The 17,104-nt window shown below is 39.3% G+C and carries 18 protein-coding genes; 12 read left to right on the forward strand and 6 right to left on the reverse strand.

What is annotated here, in order from left to right:
• Positions 1-4: 4 nt before the first annotated feature.
• Complete coding sequence (locus tag IEX98_RS26950) at positions 5-883, forward strand: amidohydrolase family protein (protein WP_188892791.1); 879 nt, start codon at positions 5-7, stop codon at positions 881-883.
• A gap of 119 nt (positions 884-1,002) precedes the next feature.
• Here IEX98_RS26950 and IEX98_RS26955 read toward each other — a convergent pair whose 3' ends face one another.
• Positions 1,003-1,494: a hypothetical protein gene (locus IEX98_RS26955; RefSeq protein ID WP_188892792.1), complete on the reverse strand. Its 492-nt coding sequence runs from the start codon at positions 1,492-1,494 to the stop codon at positions 1,003-1,005.
• A gap of 481 nt (positions 1,495-1,975) precedes the next feature.
• Here IEX98_RS26955 and IEX98_RS26960 point away from each other — a divergent pair, with 481 nt between their 5' ends.
• Complete coding sequence (locus IEX98_RS26960) at positions 1,976-3,049, forward strand: hypothetical protein (RefSeq protein WP_188892793.1); 1,074 nt, start codon at positions 1,976-1,978, stop codon at positions 3,047-3,049.
• A 196-nt stretch (positions 3,050-3,245) separates the two neighbouring features.
• Positions 3,246-4,124, forward strand: coding sequence for a DUF6414 family protein (locus IEX98_RS26965; protein ID WP_188892794.1), 879 nt, complete (start codon positions 3,246-3,248; stop codon positions 4,122-4,124).
• 221 nt (positions 4,125-4,345) lie between these two features.
• On the opposite strand, the gene IEX98_RS26970 is transcribed toward IEX98_RS26965, so the two are convergent.
• The 4 genes from IEX98_RS26970 to IEX98_RS26985 form a co-directional block, all read right to left on the reverse strand.
• Positions 4,346-5,002, reverse strand: a complete 657-nt coding sequence (locus IEX98_RS26970; protein WP_188892795.1) for an AfsR/SARP family transcriptional regulator — start codon at positions 5,000-5,002, stop codon at positions 4,346-4,348.
• 27 nt (positions 5,003-5,029) lie between these two features.
• The gene (locus IEX98_RS26975; protein ID WP_188892796.1) at positions 5,030-5,551 is read right to left on the reverse strand and encodes a hypothetical protein; all 522 of its coding nucleotides are present in this window, start codon (positions 5,549-5,551) and stop codon (positions 5,030-5,032) included.
• A 178-nt stretch (positions 5,552-5,729) separates the two neighbouring features.
• Positions 5,730-6,590, reverse strand: a complete 861-nt coding sequence (locus tag IEX98_RS26980) for an IS3 family transposase (RefSeq protein WP_188892836.1) — start codon at positions 6,588-6,590, stop codon at positions 5,730-5,732.
• Between the two features lie 23 nt (positions 6,591-6,613).
• Positions 6,614-6,904, reverse strand: a complete 291-nt coding sequence (locus IEX98_RS26985; RefSeq protein ID WP_188892797.1) for a transposase — start codon at positions 6,902-6,904, stop codon at positions 6,614-6,616.
• A gap of 531 nt (positions 6,905-7,435) precedes the next feature.
• On the opposite strand from IEX98_RS26985, the gene IEX98_RS26990 reads away from it, so the two are divergent.
• From IEX98_RS26990 to IEX98_RS27020, 7 genes are all read left to right on the forward strand, one after another.
• Entirely contained in the window at positions 7,436-8,509 is a 1,074-nt protein-coding gene (locus tag IEX98_RS26990; protein ID WP_188892798.1) for a YecA family protein, read from the forward strand.
• A gap of 160 nt (positions 8,510-8,669) precedes the next feature.
• Positions 8,670-8,855: a hypothetical protein gene (locus tag IEX98_RS26995; RefSeq protein ID WP_188892799.1), complete on the forward strand. Its 186-nt coding sequence runs from the start codon at positions 8,670-8,672 to the stop codon at positions 8,853-8,855.
• Between the two features lie 15 nt (positions 8,856-8,870).
• Positions 8,871-9,407 carry a hypothetical protein gene (locus IEX98_RS27000; protein ID WP_188892800.1) on the forward strand — a complete coding sequence of 179 codons (537 nt, stop codon included), beginning with the start codon at positions 8,871-8,873 and terminating at the stop codon, positions 9,405-9,407.
• Between the two features lie 155 nt (positions 9,408-9,562).
• Entirely contained in the window at positions 9,563-10,081 is a 519-nt protein-coding gene (locus IEX98_RS27005; RefSeq protein ID WP_188892801.1) for a hypothetical protein, read from the forward strand.
• Between the two features lie 35 nt (positions 10,082-10,116).
• Complete coding sequence (locus tag IEX98_RS27010; protein WP_188892802.1) at positions 10,117-10,314, forward strand: hypothetical protein; 198 nt, start codon at positions 10,117-10,119, stop codon at positions 10,312-10,314.
• A 329-nt stretch (positions 10,315-10,643) separates the two neighbouring features.
• Positions 10,644-11,630, forward strand: a complete 987-nt coding sequence (locus IEX98_RS27015; RefSeq protein WP_188892803.1) for a helix-turn-helix transcriptional regulator — start codon at positions 10,644-10,646, stop codon at positions 11,628-11,630.
• 177 nt (positions 11,631-11,807) lie between these two features.
• The gene (locus IEX98_RS27020) at positions 11,808-12,986 is read left to right on the forward strand and encodes an MFS transporter (protein ID WP_188892804.1); all 1,179 of its coding nucleotides are present in this window, start codon (positions 11,808-11,810) and stop codon (positions 12,984-12,986) included.
• A 139-nt stretch (positions 12,987-13,125) separates the two neighbouring features.
• Here IEX98_RS27020 and IEX98_RS27025 read toward each other — a convergent pair whose 3' ends face one another.
• Positions 13,126-13,932, reverse strand: a complete 807-nt coding sequence (locus IEX98_RS27025) for a lipase family protein (protein WP_188892805.1) — start codon at positions 13,930-13,932, stop codon at positions 13,126-13,128.
• Positions 13,933-14,241: 309 nt separating this feature from the next.
• Between IEX98_RS27025 and IEX98_RS27030 the strand changes: the two genes are divergently transcribed.
• Together IEX98_RS27030 and IEX98_RS27035 are read left to right on the forward strand one after the other, a co-directional pair.
• Complete coding sequence (locus IEX98_RS27030) at positions 14,242-15,408, forward strand: hypothetical protein (RefSeq protein ID WP_188892806.1); 1,167 nt, start codon at positions 14,242-14,244, stop codon at positions 15,406-15,408.
• 902 nt (positions 15,409-16,310) lie between these two features.
• On the forward strand, positions 16,311-16,874 hold the full coding sequence (locus IEX98_RS27035) for a hypothetical protein (RefSeq protein WP_229692418.1): 564 nt from the start codon (positions 16,311-16,313) through the stop codon (positions 16,872-16,874).
• Positions 16,875-17,104: the final 230 nt, after the last annotated feature.

The following is a 17,104-nucleotide window of genomic DNA, read 5'->3' on the forward strand; positions in this document are numbered from 1 at the left end:
TTACATGCCTATCATCGACATTCATATCCATCTGTCGGATATCGACAAATTTCATTACACAGCGAGAGAATTAGCCAAAGTCGATTACAGCGTCGCCGGACTCAAGGCGGAGTTCGACAAGAATGACGTTATCCTTGGTATCGGGATGGGCGTGACGGAGCAAACGAAGGGAGCTTTCCCAGACGCCAGTTCACCTAACCCGATGGGGCTTAACCTTGCGGAGAGCGTTCCGTCGTTTCTAATGGAGTGTGTTGGTATCAATCCGAATAGGCTCGATGGAGAACATGCACAAGAAGAGCTGGACCGGATTGAAGCGCGGCTGAGAGCGCCAGAAGTAGCCGGAATTAAGATTTACGCAGGATATTATCATCATTACGTCTACGACAAAATCTATACACCGGTCTATGAGCTTGCGGCCAAGTACAATGTGCCTGTAGTTATTCATACCGGCGATACCTACTCCATGAATGGCTTGCTCAAATATTCGCATCCGCTCACCGTAGATGAGCTGGCCTACCAGCAGCGCGGCGTGAACTTCATGATCTGCCATCTGGGTGATCCTTGGGTCATGGACGCAGCGGAAGTGGTGGCCAAAAATCCTAACGTCTATGCTGACTTGTCAGGTTTAGTCGTTGGAGACCGGCCTCATTTCGAACGATTCATGAACGAACCGCTATACATGGATCATTTCCGCCGGGCGCTGATCTACTCGGATCATTACGAGAAAATGCTGTTCGGCACCGACTGGCCGCTCGCGCCGATCGGACTGTATGCGGAGTTCATCCGCCGGCTAGTGCCAGAGCAGCACCACGAGAAAGTGTTTTATGAGAATGCGTTCGGAGTGTTCCCTAAGATTAAGGAGCGGATCGCTGGGCTGAAGTAGAGCTTTGCAATAGCGTGATTGTATGAGGAATAAGCCATCCCTTGATGAGTTGGGGGATGGCTTATTTTTTGTGAAAAGTGGCTATTTATGATCAATGATAGGGACAGTATAGGCCGCGGTTATGTATTCCTTTTGGACGGATTGGCTTTCTTGATCAGTTTGCCGCCATCATAATGGCGTCCGTATGTTTTTACATAGGAGGTGATATGCTCCGATGAGGGGATTGGCCCGGTATACTCCCAGGTTAAGAAATAGGATTGTACAGAGCCGCTATAAAATACCCAACTGAAAAATTTTCGGGCAAAATTATGCGAGCCACTCGTCCGAAAACGATTCATGCGTTTGCTATCTTTCCAAATCGTCAGTGTTTGTCCTGTTCCGCCTTGCAATTGACCTGTGAGCTCCGCGAATAGCAAATCCTCGTTTCTTATCATAGCTTTCATAATAAATTGATTAATGGCTCCATTAATAAGCAATCTCGGTATATTGAATTGTTCTCCTCTTGTTACAGAGATTACAGCTCCTTCGGGAACTGAAATACTTCTGTCTCCTAACGTAAAGGCAGCCCCGTATTTGTTATCGGGGTCTTGATGTTTTATCCATTTTCTCAAAGCAACTCCTCCTGAGGATGAAATGACTTGTGCTTCTTGAAAAGATTCGCTTGTATGTATGTATGTATGTATGTATGTATGTATGTATGTATATGATAGCGGGATGGATTTAATTATTATTAAGGACTTGGCGGGTGTGGAGGTTATTCAGCTACATGAACATTCCATTGATGGGGTGTTCGTGTGAATCAATTATTTAAACAAGCTTCTGCTGATGTTTTGGCGGGAGTTATTTTGTTTGAAAGTATAAGATTAGTGATCGTCATATTCTTCCATTTAATAGTATAATAAAAACATGCTTCAAAAGGCTATTTAAACACGATGATTTCGTTTAATCAATTGTATTCCTTATATTTACGAACATCGTGAATATTACGTTATCGGGACAGACTTAAAGCTAATTGAAGTCACAAATTGCAATAATATAAAAAGCATTAAATATGTGTGTATTTATATTTTACTGGGAATTGGAGATTGAAAAATGACTTCTGAAATTTCATTTGGTGTAGGATGTTTTAATTTTGGAATGAAAGCAGGAACTACTACTACTATAGGTGGATATTTTAATGAACTCCAAAATACATTTGAAGCTATATCAAATATAAGTGAAATAAAAATTGAATTAGATGAAGAGGATTATGATTTTACAGCAGAAATTAGTATTTCGACTTATGACAATATGTCTGTAGGAGGAAGAATTAACCCTAATGTAAGGAATGTGAGAATTTCATTTGATATATTTATTCCAAAGAGAATTCAAGAAGACTTAAAGCATGACCCTAAACTTTTCAAGACAGAAAAATTCAGGGTTGTAATTAATTATACCTATTATTTTCCAGTTGTAATTGTACAACCTTTTGAGCCGTATGGAGGAGATGTTGATCCTTCCAGTGCTGTTGTTCTAGTACGTGAATTTCTAATAAAAGAGTTTTTAAAAATAGAATCATTTATTGATTTTCAAGTTCTTGGACCAAGCCCATTTCATGGAGATTTTTTTGTTAAAGAAAATAATCAGTTAGAAGAAAAGTTCCAAATTTCAATTATGGAAACGAAAGCTTATGATGAAATTAATATTTATTATAACGGATATACTGATGTAAATGAGGCGTTTGAAGATATAACACTTGAAATTCTTGAGGAGTTCGGATTTTTTTATGAATTAATGCATAAGAATTTGTCATCAAGCATGGAATGGAGTTTTATTGAACAGAATTTAGATGTGCTAATAAGCTTAAAACAAGAAAGAAAAAAATCCAAAAACTTATTTTTAATTAACAGAATACTTAATGATCTCTTTATCAATATTAGTTATTTTGAAAAAGATCAAATTTTTTATAAATCTTATCTCCAAAAAAATAGAAGAAATATTATTCACTTTTCTTCATATATAGATAGGGAAATTAATGAACAAGTAAATTATCCTACCAGTCAAGTAACTGAACTCATCAAGCTATATGAAAACCAAAAACTTAATGTAAATGTCATTTTGGCAACAGTAATAGCAGCTATTTCTGGTGGGGTAATGGGTGCAGTGATTACTGCATTATTTACTTGATTTTACACATGATAGATGACTCAAAGAAGGCAAGTCCGTCCGATAACATCATATTCACGCTGCGGGCATACGCCCTTGGCCCGGCATTTGCTGGACACTCAGCACATGCTGGGTCGTTTGAAATATCAGCAAAGACTGTTATATAGATAAACTTGCTGAATTGTTTTACCAATTTAGATTATTGGAGGAGTAGAACATGGAAGAAAGAAAATTGGCTATACCTATTTACTTAAATCAAAGAATCGTATTCGACTTGTTAGCAATTGTAGAAGAAGGCTTTTCACAACTACAAACTATAAAAACTTCTGAAAAAAACGAAAAAGGTACGAACGCTGATGTTTCAGGGGAAATAGGTACAAAAAATGTATTTGCGTTTTTAAACCTTGGATTAAAATCAGCAATTGGCCGCAAAGACTCAAAGTTAGCGGAGAAAGAAGTTCAAGAGGAGCGAGTATTTACTCCGGCATCTCTTTTTTCGAAACTAAGAGATAGTTTAATAGAAAGAAAAACATTAAACGTATTAGACGATAAATTAGATCCTAGTAAATTAATGCCAGGCGCTTTTGTAGAGTTCTCAGGAATTTTAAAAAGAAACCCCATGATTGCGTATATGGAAGGCATGATTCAAATGATGGAGATGGCAATGCTCTTCACTTCTCAGCCCAAAAAACAAAAGCCAAACACCGACCAAGAAACTGTTACACAGATGAAGAAGTTCACAGGAATGCTAAAACAAGCAGGTTCACTTGATCTTATATCCGAAATAGTGAATGTTCCTGATATGAAAGCTGTAATACCCGTGCAATTAGAGTATTTTTCTAATGAGAGTCCCGCAGATATTATTGATGGTCAATTTTTTGTTCTAGGTAAAGTAGTAAGATTTATACCGGAAGAATCAAATGGTTTTGTGAATTTACTTAGAGGGACGCCCCTAGCTTATATTCCTGAAGAAGCTTTGACTCAAGTAACTAGTGGCTTTCGTGAAATGTCTTCACAATTAACAATGGAAGACGATTTTACAACTAAAGTGCATGGTCCTGTATTATTAATAGTTCCAATTGCTATATATGCATAGATTGCAGGCATTTCATTTTTGTATTGCGAAACATTTAAATAGTATTAGATTATTCAATGTAGGCAGATGCATCAGATAAAATCATATTCACGCAGCGAGCTAATGCCCCCGATTTGAGGAAAGTGAATTAGATCTTTCACATAAATTAACTCCCACTGCTAAAGGAGTGGGAGTTTTACTATCTTTCTAATGAAATTTTGTTGCTTTAATTACTTCATTTGTTACACCTGCTCCAATTTACTATACCTCAAATACAAATCCCCAATTCGCTTCAACATCTCTTCATTATCTGGTTGAAAGAGAACCGCCCATTCCATATATTCAATGGCCTTGCTTAATTGCTCTGATTCCAAACAAACATCAGACATGAACTGACTAAGCGTAAAAAGTTTTTCTTCCCATTTATTACGCAAGCCCAATATCCAATCATCGGACAATGTTCTAAATGAGTTCTTATGAAGTTGCTTAAACAATTGCGTACAAAGTTGCTGTATATGTATGGAATCCTGTTCAATCCAAGCTTCATCTAGCAGCTTGCTAAATGTGGTTAAGTCACATTCAATATTTTCACTTAAGTAGATATGTTCCTTATCCAACCTAAGAAAATGGTATTCGTCGTTCCTAATGAGCTTTCGCAGATGCGTTAAGTACATCCGTAAATTGTGCCGAGCTTTTCCTGTCGAAACATTCTCCCATAGATCATCACATAGTTGTTCTCTTGTTACAGAGGGATTCATGACCAAATAGATGAGAATTTGCTTGGCGTAGCGCTGATTCCAGCCTTCAACAATTTGCTCACTATTGACGAATACTTGAAAATGATTTAATAAATCGACTTTTAATATGTTCTCAGATGTAACTTGGTTCTGTTCATCCAACCTTTCAAATAGTTCACTATGGAGAGCTTAAAGAAACGCATCTTCACTTTTGGGTGATGCATTGCCATTCTGAAAAAAGTGATGGATTTCCTTGTAGGTTTCTTCAGGCTGGTCATAAAACGTCATATTTGATGAATTGATAATCGTCATACATTGCGAATTCGGAATATAAGTAGTTTGTAAACCGAATAAATAGGTCGGATAAATGGGGTCAAGATCACCTGAAACGATGACTACAGGTTTGGTATTTCCTTTAAGCTGGACAAAAATTTCATCATGAATGTCTACAAAAGCTTCCGAAAGCTCAAAATAGGTTTCAAGTGAAACCTTATAGAAGCCTTCATATAATTGTGAATTCTCAGGACTGTCTGATGTATAAAGAGTGATGTTTGGAATGACATGATCAGCTAGTAGCTCTATTGAGTTATTTTGAACTAACGATCTTCGGTGCTCTATGAATTTAGCTGCTGTGCTTTTTGGGAAAAATAATGGAATTGAGTGCAAGCTGCAACCTAAAACCATTTCCGGTTTAAAAATCCCAAGCAGCACGGCACATTTGCTTCCTGCTCCATGACCAACGGCGAAAAAAGAAGTAATATTGAGCTTTTCTACAAGAAAAAGTGTGTCCTCGAATAGCGAAGAATATGATAGTGTTGCTGCAAATAAGGAACAATGGAGTTGTCAAAAAAGTGCAGTTTGAAAATACCCTCATCCAGAAATCCCGTTGCTAAGCTGCTTGTGACAGCATTCTTTCGCGATAAATAGCTGGGGGCCAGCCCCCTGGATTAGAGGTGTAGATCCGCCGCCTGTTGTAATAAACCATAATGTATCTAAAGATGATCGATTTTATATCGGCCATCGGATAGCGCTCCGTGTTGATCTTGTACAGCTTCTCTTTCTTTAGCGTAGCAAAAAAGCTTTCCATCCTTGCGTTATCATAACAACGACCCGTGCCGCTCATCCTCTGAATGGCGTTACGTTTAGCCAAACTCTCCCGGAAAGCATGACTCGTGAATTGGCTGCCTCGATCGCTGTGAAAAGTCATTCCGCGAGCATTTCTCGCTTTGCAGGCGTTCTCAAAAGCTTGGATGCAGAGTTCCTTGCGCATGTTGTCGTCCATGGCCAGGCCCACGATCTCTCCGTTGAAACAATCCATGACCGCGGACAGATAGAGCTTGCCGTCTGAACAAGGGACTTCGGTGATATCCGATAACCATTTTTGGTTGGGTACTGAGGCTTTGAAGTCTCTCTGGATCAGGTTCTCGCTCTTTTGAGCTGCGGCATCCTCGCGTGTAATGCCGTTTGGATAACGCTTGGCTTTCTTCAGCAGGTCATGCTTCTTCATGATTCGGTAGACGGTGCTGTAGCTGGTTGTGATCTCGATTTGTGACAGCGCCAGCAGAATACGCTGGACACCGTAGTTACTGTTGTCTTCATGTTCGCCAATGATGTCTTTGATCTTGACCAGAAGAAGTTGCTGCCGCTCCTGTTTGGGTATGGGCTTCAAGCTACGGTAATAGCCCGATTCACTGACAGCAAGCACCTCGCACATCTCCTTGACGGTCCATTGATCCCGTCGTTCACGGATGTATGCATAGAGCTGGCATGCCTTTACCGCTTCCGGTCTTTTGCGAAAAAACCGAGTGCGTCCTTGAGAATTTCATTCGCTCGACGCAACTCGCCGATTTCTTTTTCTAATTCGATTTCACGTGCCGTCTTATCGGCAGATGCATAAGCGCGTCCGCTCCCGATATGCGCGCCGTCGCCGTGCAGGGTTCTTCGCTTTCTCCATTCCTGCAGCGTATGGTAGGGCACGCCTAACTGCTCGGCGGCTTTCTTTGATCCCATCTCATCGCTCAATCTTACGGCTTCTTCTTTGAATGTTTTGTCGTATCGATTCATTGTCACTCGTCCCCTCGTTTGCTTTCATTTTATTTCATATGAGGGGGTTTTTCGACTGCATTTTTATCGTAGCACTCCATTGAGCAATCTGTTAAAATAATTGGAGGATATTGTAAGGTGTTTGAGGAATGTTATTAGCTGTCAGAGACAACATGTCTCCAGCCAGAAGTGTTCCCGCAACTGTTCGTTGATCCTGTGGACTTGTTTCTAATTGGAGTCTTGTCGCTAGTTCTATACTTCAGTCGTAAAGTAATTGCTGTTCAATCTAAGGAGGAGATGCTGATGAATCTCAGGCTTCTGGTAGCGTCTTTTTTGGAGACCGCGTGGGCTACAGCGATCAGCGCAACAGCAGGAACACTTCTGTCTCTGTGAGTCAATAACATCATTCATGTACGTGAATTAGAGAGATTGTTTATCATGCACGTATCTATTCAAATAGGTTGTTTAAACAATCCCAAGGAATGAAATGTTTGTGCTTTTATCTTACAAGGAAATGTTCAAGTTAAAGTGATGGCAGCAGGAGGGACGTTATTGAATAAAAAGATAGGTCGAAATGACCACTGTCCATGTGGAAGCGGAATCAAGTACAAAAAATGTTGTCTGGGTAAACATGACAATGAAGAATTTTCAAATCCAGTTAATTTTCTAAACAGTTTCAAGACTCTTAGAAAAGAATCGAAGATTAAGCAATGCCTACATCCAGATAGGCCAGCATGCTCCGAAAAAATAATTGGAGCTCATTCTATTCAAAACAACAAAATACTAAAACGACTCTCTAGTAATGGACATGTTTATATGCCATGCCCTAAGCCAGACAATCCATTTGCAGTTATGACTAAATGGGGACGCAAAGAAGCGACTGTGTTCACCGGTTTTTGTGGTCATCATGATAATAAGTTGTTCGAGCCTATTGAAGATGGTCTTTTCGATGGGAGTGAATTACATATCTTCTTGTACACATATCGTTGTTTCGCTGTTGAATACCATAAGAAAATGGAAGTAGTTAATATGCAAAAAAATGCGTTTAGACGTAAGCCTTCGTTGATTGGAATTTCAAGAGATGAAGATCCATTTGGTGGTATGCTTATGTCTATTGATGATTTCCAACCTGTTAAGAGCCTGTTCGATAAATCACATCTTACTGCTCAGTATAATATTCTATCCAGTGTAGTTTGGGAAATGCCGTTCTCAATCAATTTTGCAGCTTCAGGTTTTGAAGCACCAACTACTGATTTACAAGGAAATAAATTGCAAAATTTACTAGATGTCAGGACGTTAGCTAAGCATACTTTTGTGATTGTCTTTTCTGAAGAAAGTAAGACCTATTGTATTATTTCATGGCTCAAAGATAATGATGAACTCTTTTTTGGATATCGCCAGCAACTAGAAGCGTTAGATCAACAGCAGAGACAGAATTATATAAATAATACCCTGCCGATTATAAGCGAGAACATCGCATTAAATCCTGAATCATGGGATAGGATGGAACAGTCAAAGAAAGATGAATTTGGCATGCTTTTATGGGGGATGGCAGAGCTATCTGAACTCAGTGGACATTCTTACAATCGCTTAGAAACTCCTACATTCGACTTGTTCTCGCTATGATAGCTATTAAAGGGATTGCTAACCTTTACAATTAGGTAACTGCAGCCCAGCGCTGCAGATACCTTTTTTATGCCAATAATCACAACTAAAACAATAAGAATAACTTCAAATAACGACAAAAGAAGCTACTATATAACAAACTTCCAAGGAGGCGTTGCCCATGTCCAAGCCCATCCACTTGTACCAACTCGATATCAATCCCGCCATCGAGCAACACCTGCTCTCGCTCACTCAGCGTCATATGAAGCTGGCAGTCGAACACAGTCGCTGCCAGACATCACATGTGGTGGTCGTAGTAGGAATGCAACGAATAGAACTTAGAAATCCTTTGTTTCCAAGACTTTAAGGGGGATAAGAAATAATGGCGCTTCAGGCGGAAACTCTGGTAGAGGAGTGGTTAAATAGAAATGGATATTTTACCATTCGGGGCATTCGAGAAAAGTTGAATGAGATTGATTTTCTGGCAGTTAAGAACAATGGTGATGCGGGTTGGGAGTATATTCATTGTGAGGTGCAGGTCAGTGTCCGACCTATAGCGTATATTAGCAAGCTGACGAAGTCGCAGATGGAGGAATTGGGCGTGAAATCGAAGACAAGTGCCAAGGCCAGAGACTCTGAGAATATTAAGAACAGCGTAAAAGCCTGGATTGAGCTTAAATATACCTCCGATAAAAAAAAGAGGCTCAGGGATGCAGTCGTAGGCGAAGCGAATTGGGAGTATTGGTTTGTACACGGAAAGGTGAAGGATATTAACGAGTTGAACTCTATAAGAAATGAAGGGGTAAAGATTGTGCCGTTCAAAGATATTTTGAACGAGCTCACGCTGAATACAACAGAGCATGGCTTCGCGGCAGCTTCTGCGGGTGATATAATTGAACTGATTAAATTGCTTAAGTAAGGTAGTATATGTAATGAAAAGTCGGAATGGAGGGATGCGATATTCGATTACAAAAGTACACAGTTATTATGTCGTCATTTTTTTGTATATTATGTTTATTGGTAGGTATATTTATTCAATTTTGTATAAACTCAACTGATGCTAGTGTATTTATTTTGAATATTATGTTAGGTTTGTTTTCTAGTAGTTTCCTAGTTTTAATAGTATCCCTGCTAGCATATTTTCATGAGAAGAAAAAATACTACTTGCTTGTGCTTGATGATATTAGGGGAGTTTTATTTAGCTGTCTCGCAATTATTAATGTTCTCAAAAATAGGGATTCATCGATTAGTACAGCAGTATTGTATGGGCAAATAACATCTAAACTAGGCTCAGTAAAAGCTTTAATGTTGGAGTATGAGTATTTCATACGAAGAAATGAAAAAGATAAAATTATTGATAGCTCGCTAGTGGAAGTCATAAGATTTCAGGGTTTGTATGATATTATTTTGGAAAAAACGATTGTTTACCAAAGAAATGAGGTTTCCTTGAAGGAATATGAGATATGGTTTAATAATATTTCTAAAGAACTCATTGGTTTTGAGAGCATTATTAATAGTTGTCAAGAACTACTTCTTAACAACTCCAAATCATTAATCAAAGACAGAAAACTTGAGTCAGTCTTTGATAAATAAATTCATGAGTTCGTGAATTTGGTTGCAGACGTATTTTGAAAAGCAAAAGAGAGCATCCTTCACCAGATGCTCTCTTTTCATATAGATATTTTTTAAAAGCCGATTACCCTGAAATTCAGCGTAGTTGGCTTTTTACGTTGAAGGGAGGATATGAAATAACCAAGGTAATCGCCATCGCCCTAGCTAATCAAAAGGGCGATGTTGGCAATACGACAATGGTAGTGAGTTTGTAAGTTTGCTTAGGTTAAGTAGAGCAAAGGGGGCTGACTTGCAGATGCGTATGAAGATTTGACTGATTTCCTTTGTTGGAAGAGGCTCTTGAAATCGCCAAGTGCGAAAATAAGTCTCTCTTCTTATCTATTGGTATAGCTAGTTGTTGATTCACACGTACCTGTCATTGATGGGATGTTTGCCAACATTGTGTAAAAACTCTTCCGCCAAGTCCAACGGCAGAAGAGTTTTTTTCGAATAGCCATATGAATCCCATTTTTGCTATACTTAACTGATAATCATTATCAATATTTCTGCAATAAATAAACCATATCAAAGTGTGGGGTAAAAGATGACAGACTTTCATCAAAACTTTAATCTCTTTCTCGATGGGATTGAGATATCACGGCAACAAGCGAATCGTTCGGAGCAGATGCAGATTCATTCGCATGCAGGTGAGGGAGGCATTCGCCGTCTTGTGCCTCGGCCTGATATCGAGGTGATCATTTCCGACTTCACCCTTCACAGAAATCGGAAAATGCCTGTAGCAACAGAAACAGCCATGGTAGAGCTTAACTTCTGCTTGCAAGGCACCAGGGAGATAAGTGTTGAGGGTGTGCAATATGAGTTTGTTCCGGGACGCTGCTCCTTGCAGCTCATAAATGAAGTGAAGGTTGAGTTTGAATTTAACGAGAACGAGCCTTATCTTATGCTTGGCATAGGAATTCCCATCGTAACATTTCATCATTATATGGAGGCGATTGACGGGGAAAGGGCAGTCGACTTCTTTCGGCTCCTCAATCAGCGATCTTTTAAAATATTTCAGGGAACGACCGATCCTGCAGCTTCTGTCACTCTCCAGAGGGTGATACAGTTAGCTCAATCCAGTGGCACGAAAAACTTCGAGATTGAATGTAGGGTCCTGGAACTATTATCGATGGCGTTTCAGTCTTTTCTGGTGGAAGACCCTTCAAAGCATCGGAAGCTGCCCCATCATGATAGGCAAAAAATTCAGGAAGCAAGAGACATTATGCTGGAACGGATGACCGATCCGCCGACCTTGATAGAACTGTCACGTATGATCGGGCTGAATGATTGTAAATTAAAGACTGGGTTTAAAGCGTTGTACGGAACCACGGTATTCGGTTATTTACGAGAGAAGCGATTAGAGAAGGCTTTTCAGTTGCTGCAGCAGGGAACATTGAACGTAACGGAAACCTCACACGCTGTTGGGTACTCCAATTCAAGTTACTTCTCAGAGGCATTCCGAGATAAATACGGGGTTAATCCTGGGAAAATCATTCATCATTCTTCCATTTTACTGGGTGCAAATCGATGAATGGAAACGATTTTTACTTAAGCTGCTCCTCTTCGGAGCAGCTTTTGTTGTTTGCTCCCGCTAACCAGTAAAGTACTCCCGGTGCTGGTAGTGGGCGTCTTGCACGCATAGTACCATGAGATCAAAGATTATGAATCTAATCTTATCGCGGTCGTGCTGCATGAGGGGAGAAGAGAAATGTTGAAGTATAGATTTAGTATTATGTTTCTTATTTTGTTAGGCGGGATGATTTCAATTGCCGCATTTAATCCTATTATTGGCCCGCTATCACGTAATTTGGGGCTGAGTGATTTTCAATCGGGATGTTTGGTATCCATTGCGGGGTTGTGTTGGCTTCTAGGCGGATACTTCTGGGAGAAGCAGACGTTCTTAAACCGGAAAATGCTGCTGGCTTCGATTGTGCTCGTCTATTTAGTGACACTCATCATCTTTGCAATGCTGGCAGATTACGCGGTTCATGCAGCGGGCAAGTCGAGCCTCTTCTGGAGTTTCTTCCTGCTTCGCGCAATCGCGGGGTTTTTCTTCGGAGGTATCCCGGCTTTAGCACAAGCCTATGTTATGGGATGGACGACTCAGGAAACTCGCACGCGGGGTATGGCCTTGTTCGGTGTAGCTAATGGCCTCGGGTTCGTATTAGGCCCTGCAATGAGTGGCGGCATGGCATCGATTGGGCTCACTGCTCCAATGTACGTGGCAGCTATCTTGCTTTTCCTATTGGCGATTCTCTTTCTAATTTATATTCCGAATGAGCGGAACAAGGAGATCAACCGGCAGTCGATCTCACTTTCACCTAATGATTCACGAATCCGCCATTACTTATGGATTGGACTGGTGCTTTCTTTCGCGTTGAATATTGTGCAGGTTACGATCGGATTTTTCGTACAGGACAACTTAGGTTATGATGCAAGGCAAGCGACTCAGCTGATTGGGATTGGTCTGGCTATTTCAGGTGTGATGGTTGCTTTATCCCAAGTGGTCATTAGCAAATATCTGAAATGGCATCCTAAGCAGGTGCTTCGCGTCGGGTTATTATTCGTCGCTTTAGGGTTGCTTGGGTTTTTACTATTCATCCGTTTTGCGTACGTCGATTTTGCGATCTTGGGTATCGGCATCGGCTTTACGCTGCTCGGTTATAGTGCTGGGGCATCTATGGCCGTTCAAGATCATGAGCAAAGAAGCGTTGCTTCCTTTATTGCCGCTTTGCAAGGCTGCGGATCGTTCTTGGGGCCAGTTGCCGGTACAGCCTTATATACCGCTAATGCGGCGTTTCCCTATTCATTCTGCGTATTGCTGATCTGTGTCTCGAGCATTATTGTTGTGAAGAAAAGGTCAGCTGCTGTAAATCTAACTCGTTGAGAAAAGAGGAAGAAGAAAAAAGCCAAAATACTGGCCCATAAAGGGCTTTGGTATTTTGACTATAGGGGATAATCTTAGCCAAGTGCAGCAATTGCTTCAGTTGTGATTTGTTCCTGCTTTTTCATCAGCTTTAAGTCAGTTATTTCTCCGGGATGATCTCAACGTTCGGGCAGAAACCGGGGTTCGCCGTACACAATTCAGCAGTAAATATCGGCTGGAGCTTAGAGAGTTCTGCGAAATAGCTGCCGACCATATGATTAGCTTTTATCGATCCATGCTGGAATGACAGGGATACTAAAGTCGGAACATGACTGTAGTAGTACTTTTTTTCCTGCATGGGCAGCTTGTAGACGGCAGGAGGGGCATACGTAACGATGTCATAAAGATTCGCTAAGCGATAGCTGTTCGGGACATAGGTTGTGAATACTGTTGCGAATTCTGGATCACCTACGCGGGGAGAGCCATATGTAAATAGCTGCGGGGCAGTGTGGTTGGTGTTGGCAGCAACATCGACAGCACACAAAGTTGAGAGTGCTGCACCTAAGCTGTGGCCAGTAATGTATAGATTCTTGTCTGGAGACAGATCTCCTAGGCAAGCTACAACCTGCTCACGTGCCGAAGAATAGATCTCTGTAAAACCATGATGAGTAAGACAATCTTCTTCAGGAAGGTAAGGGAACTTTATTTGGGAGGCAAGAACATCTGCAATCCAATCGTTTGTCGAACTGGTGCCCCGAAAAGCAATAATGATGTCATTCTCGGATTCCAGTATAAAACCAAAACGTTCCCACACATGACTGATGGATTGCGCATGAATGGTATCGACGAGCGAATAGTTGGAAGGGACGACGAAGAAGCCGTCATTATTCGTATACTGGGCATAGGTTTGCTCACAGATTGCAGCCAGAAAGATAGCCCATTGCTCCTGAACAGCATTGTTGGTCATAGGTGTCCCGCCTTTCACTCCTACACTATATTAGCGGGATGAGGGCGGGGTGCTAATTTTGTTATCGGTTGTATTTTTTCTTGGATGATGGGGGTAGCTTTTAGGCTGTCCTTTTTTTTGTTGGAGGTTTAACAGCGTTATTATGTCGATGGCCTTTAATCCTAGAAACCTGGAGCAAGAAGTTACAACAATAGACAAGCCTTTTGGACTATGTTCTGAATTTTTATATGAAAATTGTCCCTATTTTGGTGTAGTATATATACATGCAGAAAATATATATATTTACATCTTAGGAGGCTGTTTAAGGAAATGAATGCTAGAAAGTTATTACTCAGTACATTAATTGCTGTTTTGTTGCTGGTGCCCACACAAGCTTTTGCACGAACATGGACAAGTATCCCGGAAGCGGAGTGGAGCTATACCGATCCTAAAACGGAGGACTACTATAGATACATTAGTCTATCCGCTTCGGAAATTCGCAAAAATAATTTATATTATTTCTCCAGTGATAAATTACATATCATCAATACAAATACAGGAAAACATAAAGCGACCATTGACTATTTGAAAAACTCAAACGTTAATTATTCCTTTTTTGGCTCGTTGGCTCAAGTCGATAATAAAGGCAACGTATATGCGATGACAGCTACTAAAAATAGCTCAGGCAACTATGCATACAAGCTTACTGCCTATAATGATGCTGGCACGAAGTTATGGGAGAAACCATATAAAGAAAAAATTCGATCGATTGCAGGTGTACTCACATTAAACAACGGCAATATCGTGACTTACTTGGAGACCGCATCTGAAAAATTTGTTACCTATACGTATGATGCTAAAGGTCAACTGAAAGAGAAGAAAGAATGGAAAAGCTTTATAAACGGATATCAAAATGGTTATTTCGTAACCGTTAATATTATTGGAAAACAAGCTTCCCGGTTTTCTTTCTATGATGATTCCATGAAATTAAAATTCTCGCTTAATGTTAATTTCAAAGATGGCTACTACTCTGGCATTACCGCTGAAGGGCTCATTATTTTCTATAAGTATAATAGTGCTACCAATAAAACGACATACTTTGCAAAAGATCAAAAGGGGAAAACGGTCTGGAGTAAGGAGCTGACAGGGCAAGCTGGCCGAGACACTTTGTATGATCATCACCATCATGGAGAGGGTACGTTTACCAAATGGTATGGCGGAAACGTGGGGGACAAATTCTTTTTAATTGATCGTAAGGGCAACACAAAGCAGCTGACCGTTGGTGATTTTGAATTCCAGACAGCGAGTGATGAGACCGTTATGCTGAAAACCAATAAGAAAGTAGTTATTTATAAAGCGTCCAATTTATCCGTTTTACATTCTATTACTTTGACCGAGGCTAATAAAGAGGATCAATTCTTATACGCTGGCGGCGGCATCGTCTACCGAATTGATGAGAAGAATGTGATTTCTAAGATGGATTTGGGGAAGGGTTGAGATTGGGGGGTTAAACTCAAAAACATAATTAATATTACCTATACTCAGTGGAAAGAAGAATAATTAGAGTAGGTTTTTCATTTTGACGACGGATATTTATTGCTACTTTCGAGGTGGGCAAACAGTTTGAAGATTGGTGTGTAGTATGATGAGGCACGTGTCATTCTTAATCTTTTCTTAGAATAAAAGAACAGTAGAGGAATCGAATATATTTATAGCTTAGGTTAATACATTACTGAGGACAGAAACCGTTCAGGTTATTGTAGTTTCGTATTTCTTCAATATATTATTGGAAACTCTCAAAAGAAAGGTTAAAGAACGTGGAACCAAGGAACGAACGAATCAAGAGAAGAAAAAGAGAAATGCGAAAGAAGACCCGAAACTTACAGATGTTTATCATTATATGTAGTAGTCTTTTATTTTATAGGTTTACTTTAGAGCTATGGGGTAAAACACTTCATGGAACCATATATTTTGATCTTTATGAACCTGTTAAGAAAATAAATCTTTGGACAGTCATTTTATTTATGGTTTTGGGATATATGAATTTTAAATTTCTAATTGTTACCATTAAGTCTTTATTGAAGATAATATTTACAGTATGGGTAGTAATAATAGTCCAGTTCTCACCGATGGGACAGATTGAACAAAATGTGTGGGTGTTACTTTCAGCATTCTTTTTTGTTTATTTAGAAGTTTTGTTAGATATCAATGATAGTTTTTTTCTACTTAAAGATAATTTTAAAATCCCCAAAATAAACTTTATTAACTCTACTTTTATAAAGGATAACTCAATTGCGCTATCTATATTCTGTTTAGGAGTTATAAACACCATCTTGTCATATTATATTGTTGATTTATTAAAAGTAATTACAGAGTTTAGTCTTGGAGGTAGGTAATTCTTGGAAGATGATTTGAAAGTAATCAAAGAGAAAGTCAACAATTCACTATTAAAGTTAGATGTAGCGGATAAATATTTACTTCAGAACGACTTGAATGAACGTACAATTGCTCATAAACTTGCTAACTATCTTCAAGAGGAATTTAATGAGTATAATGTGGATTGTGAGTATAATAAAAATGTTGATGAAGAAACAGGAAACAAAAATATTTATTTTTTAAAGATGGACTGCCTAGAATTAAACAAAGAATTCGCTAAAGTTACTACCATTGATGATGTAGAATATATGAGAAAATCAATTTATCCTGATATCGTAATTCATGAAAGAGGGACGAATACACGAAATTTATTAATTATCGAAATTAAGAAATCAACAAATAGAACAGATAGAAAGTTTGATTTTAAAAAAATGCAATGTTATACAGATAGTTCACGGCACAATAAACTTAGCTATACCTGGGGCTTATTTATTGAATTTAAGATTGGTGATTCTTCTCTTTTATCTCCTGAATTAATATGGTATACAGCTGGTAAAGAAATAACATCAGATGAGGAAATATATTGACACAAATGAATGAATTGTTGTCATCATGTTGAAATTCAAAGAGGAATTCAATTTTATCGTAATTAAAGCTGATGAAAACGTTAAAAATGTCTTATTTGGTCTTATATCATGAATCATTAGGAGCCTTTCGAATATCCCCCTAACATACACCCCAAATACACCTGGTGGACACATCTAAATTATATACTCTGAGTATAAATTGACTTGGAGGTAACAACATGACAAACATC

Origin of the sequence: Paenibacillus radicis (ex Gao et al. 2016) (genome assembly GCF_014641555.1) — a bacterium.
In the GTDB taxonomy this organism is placed as follows: domain Bacteria; phylum Bacillota; class Bacilli; order Paenibacillales; family Paenibacillaceae; genus Pristimantibacillus; species Pristimantibacillus radicis.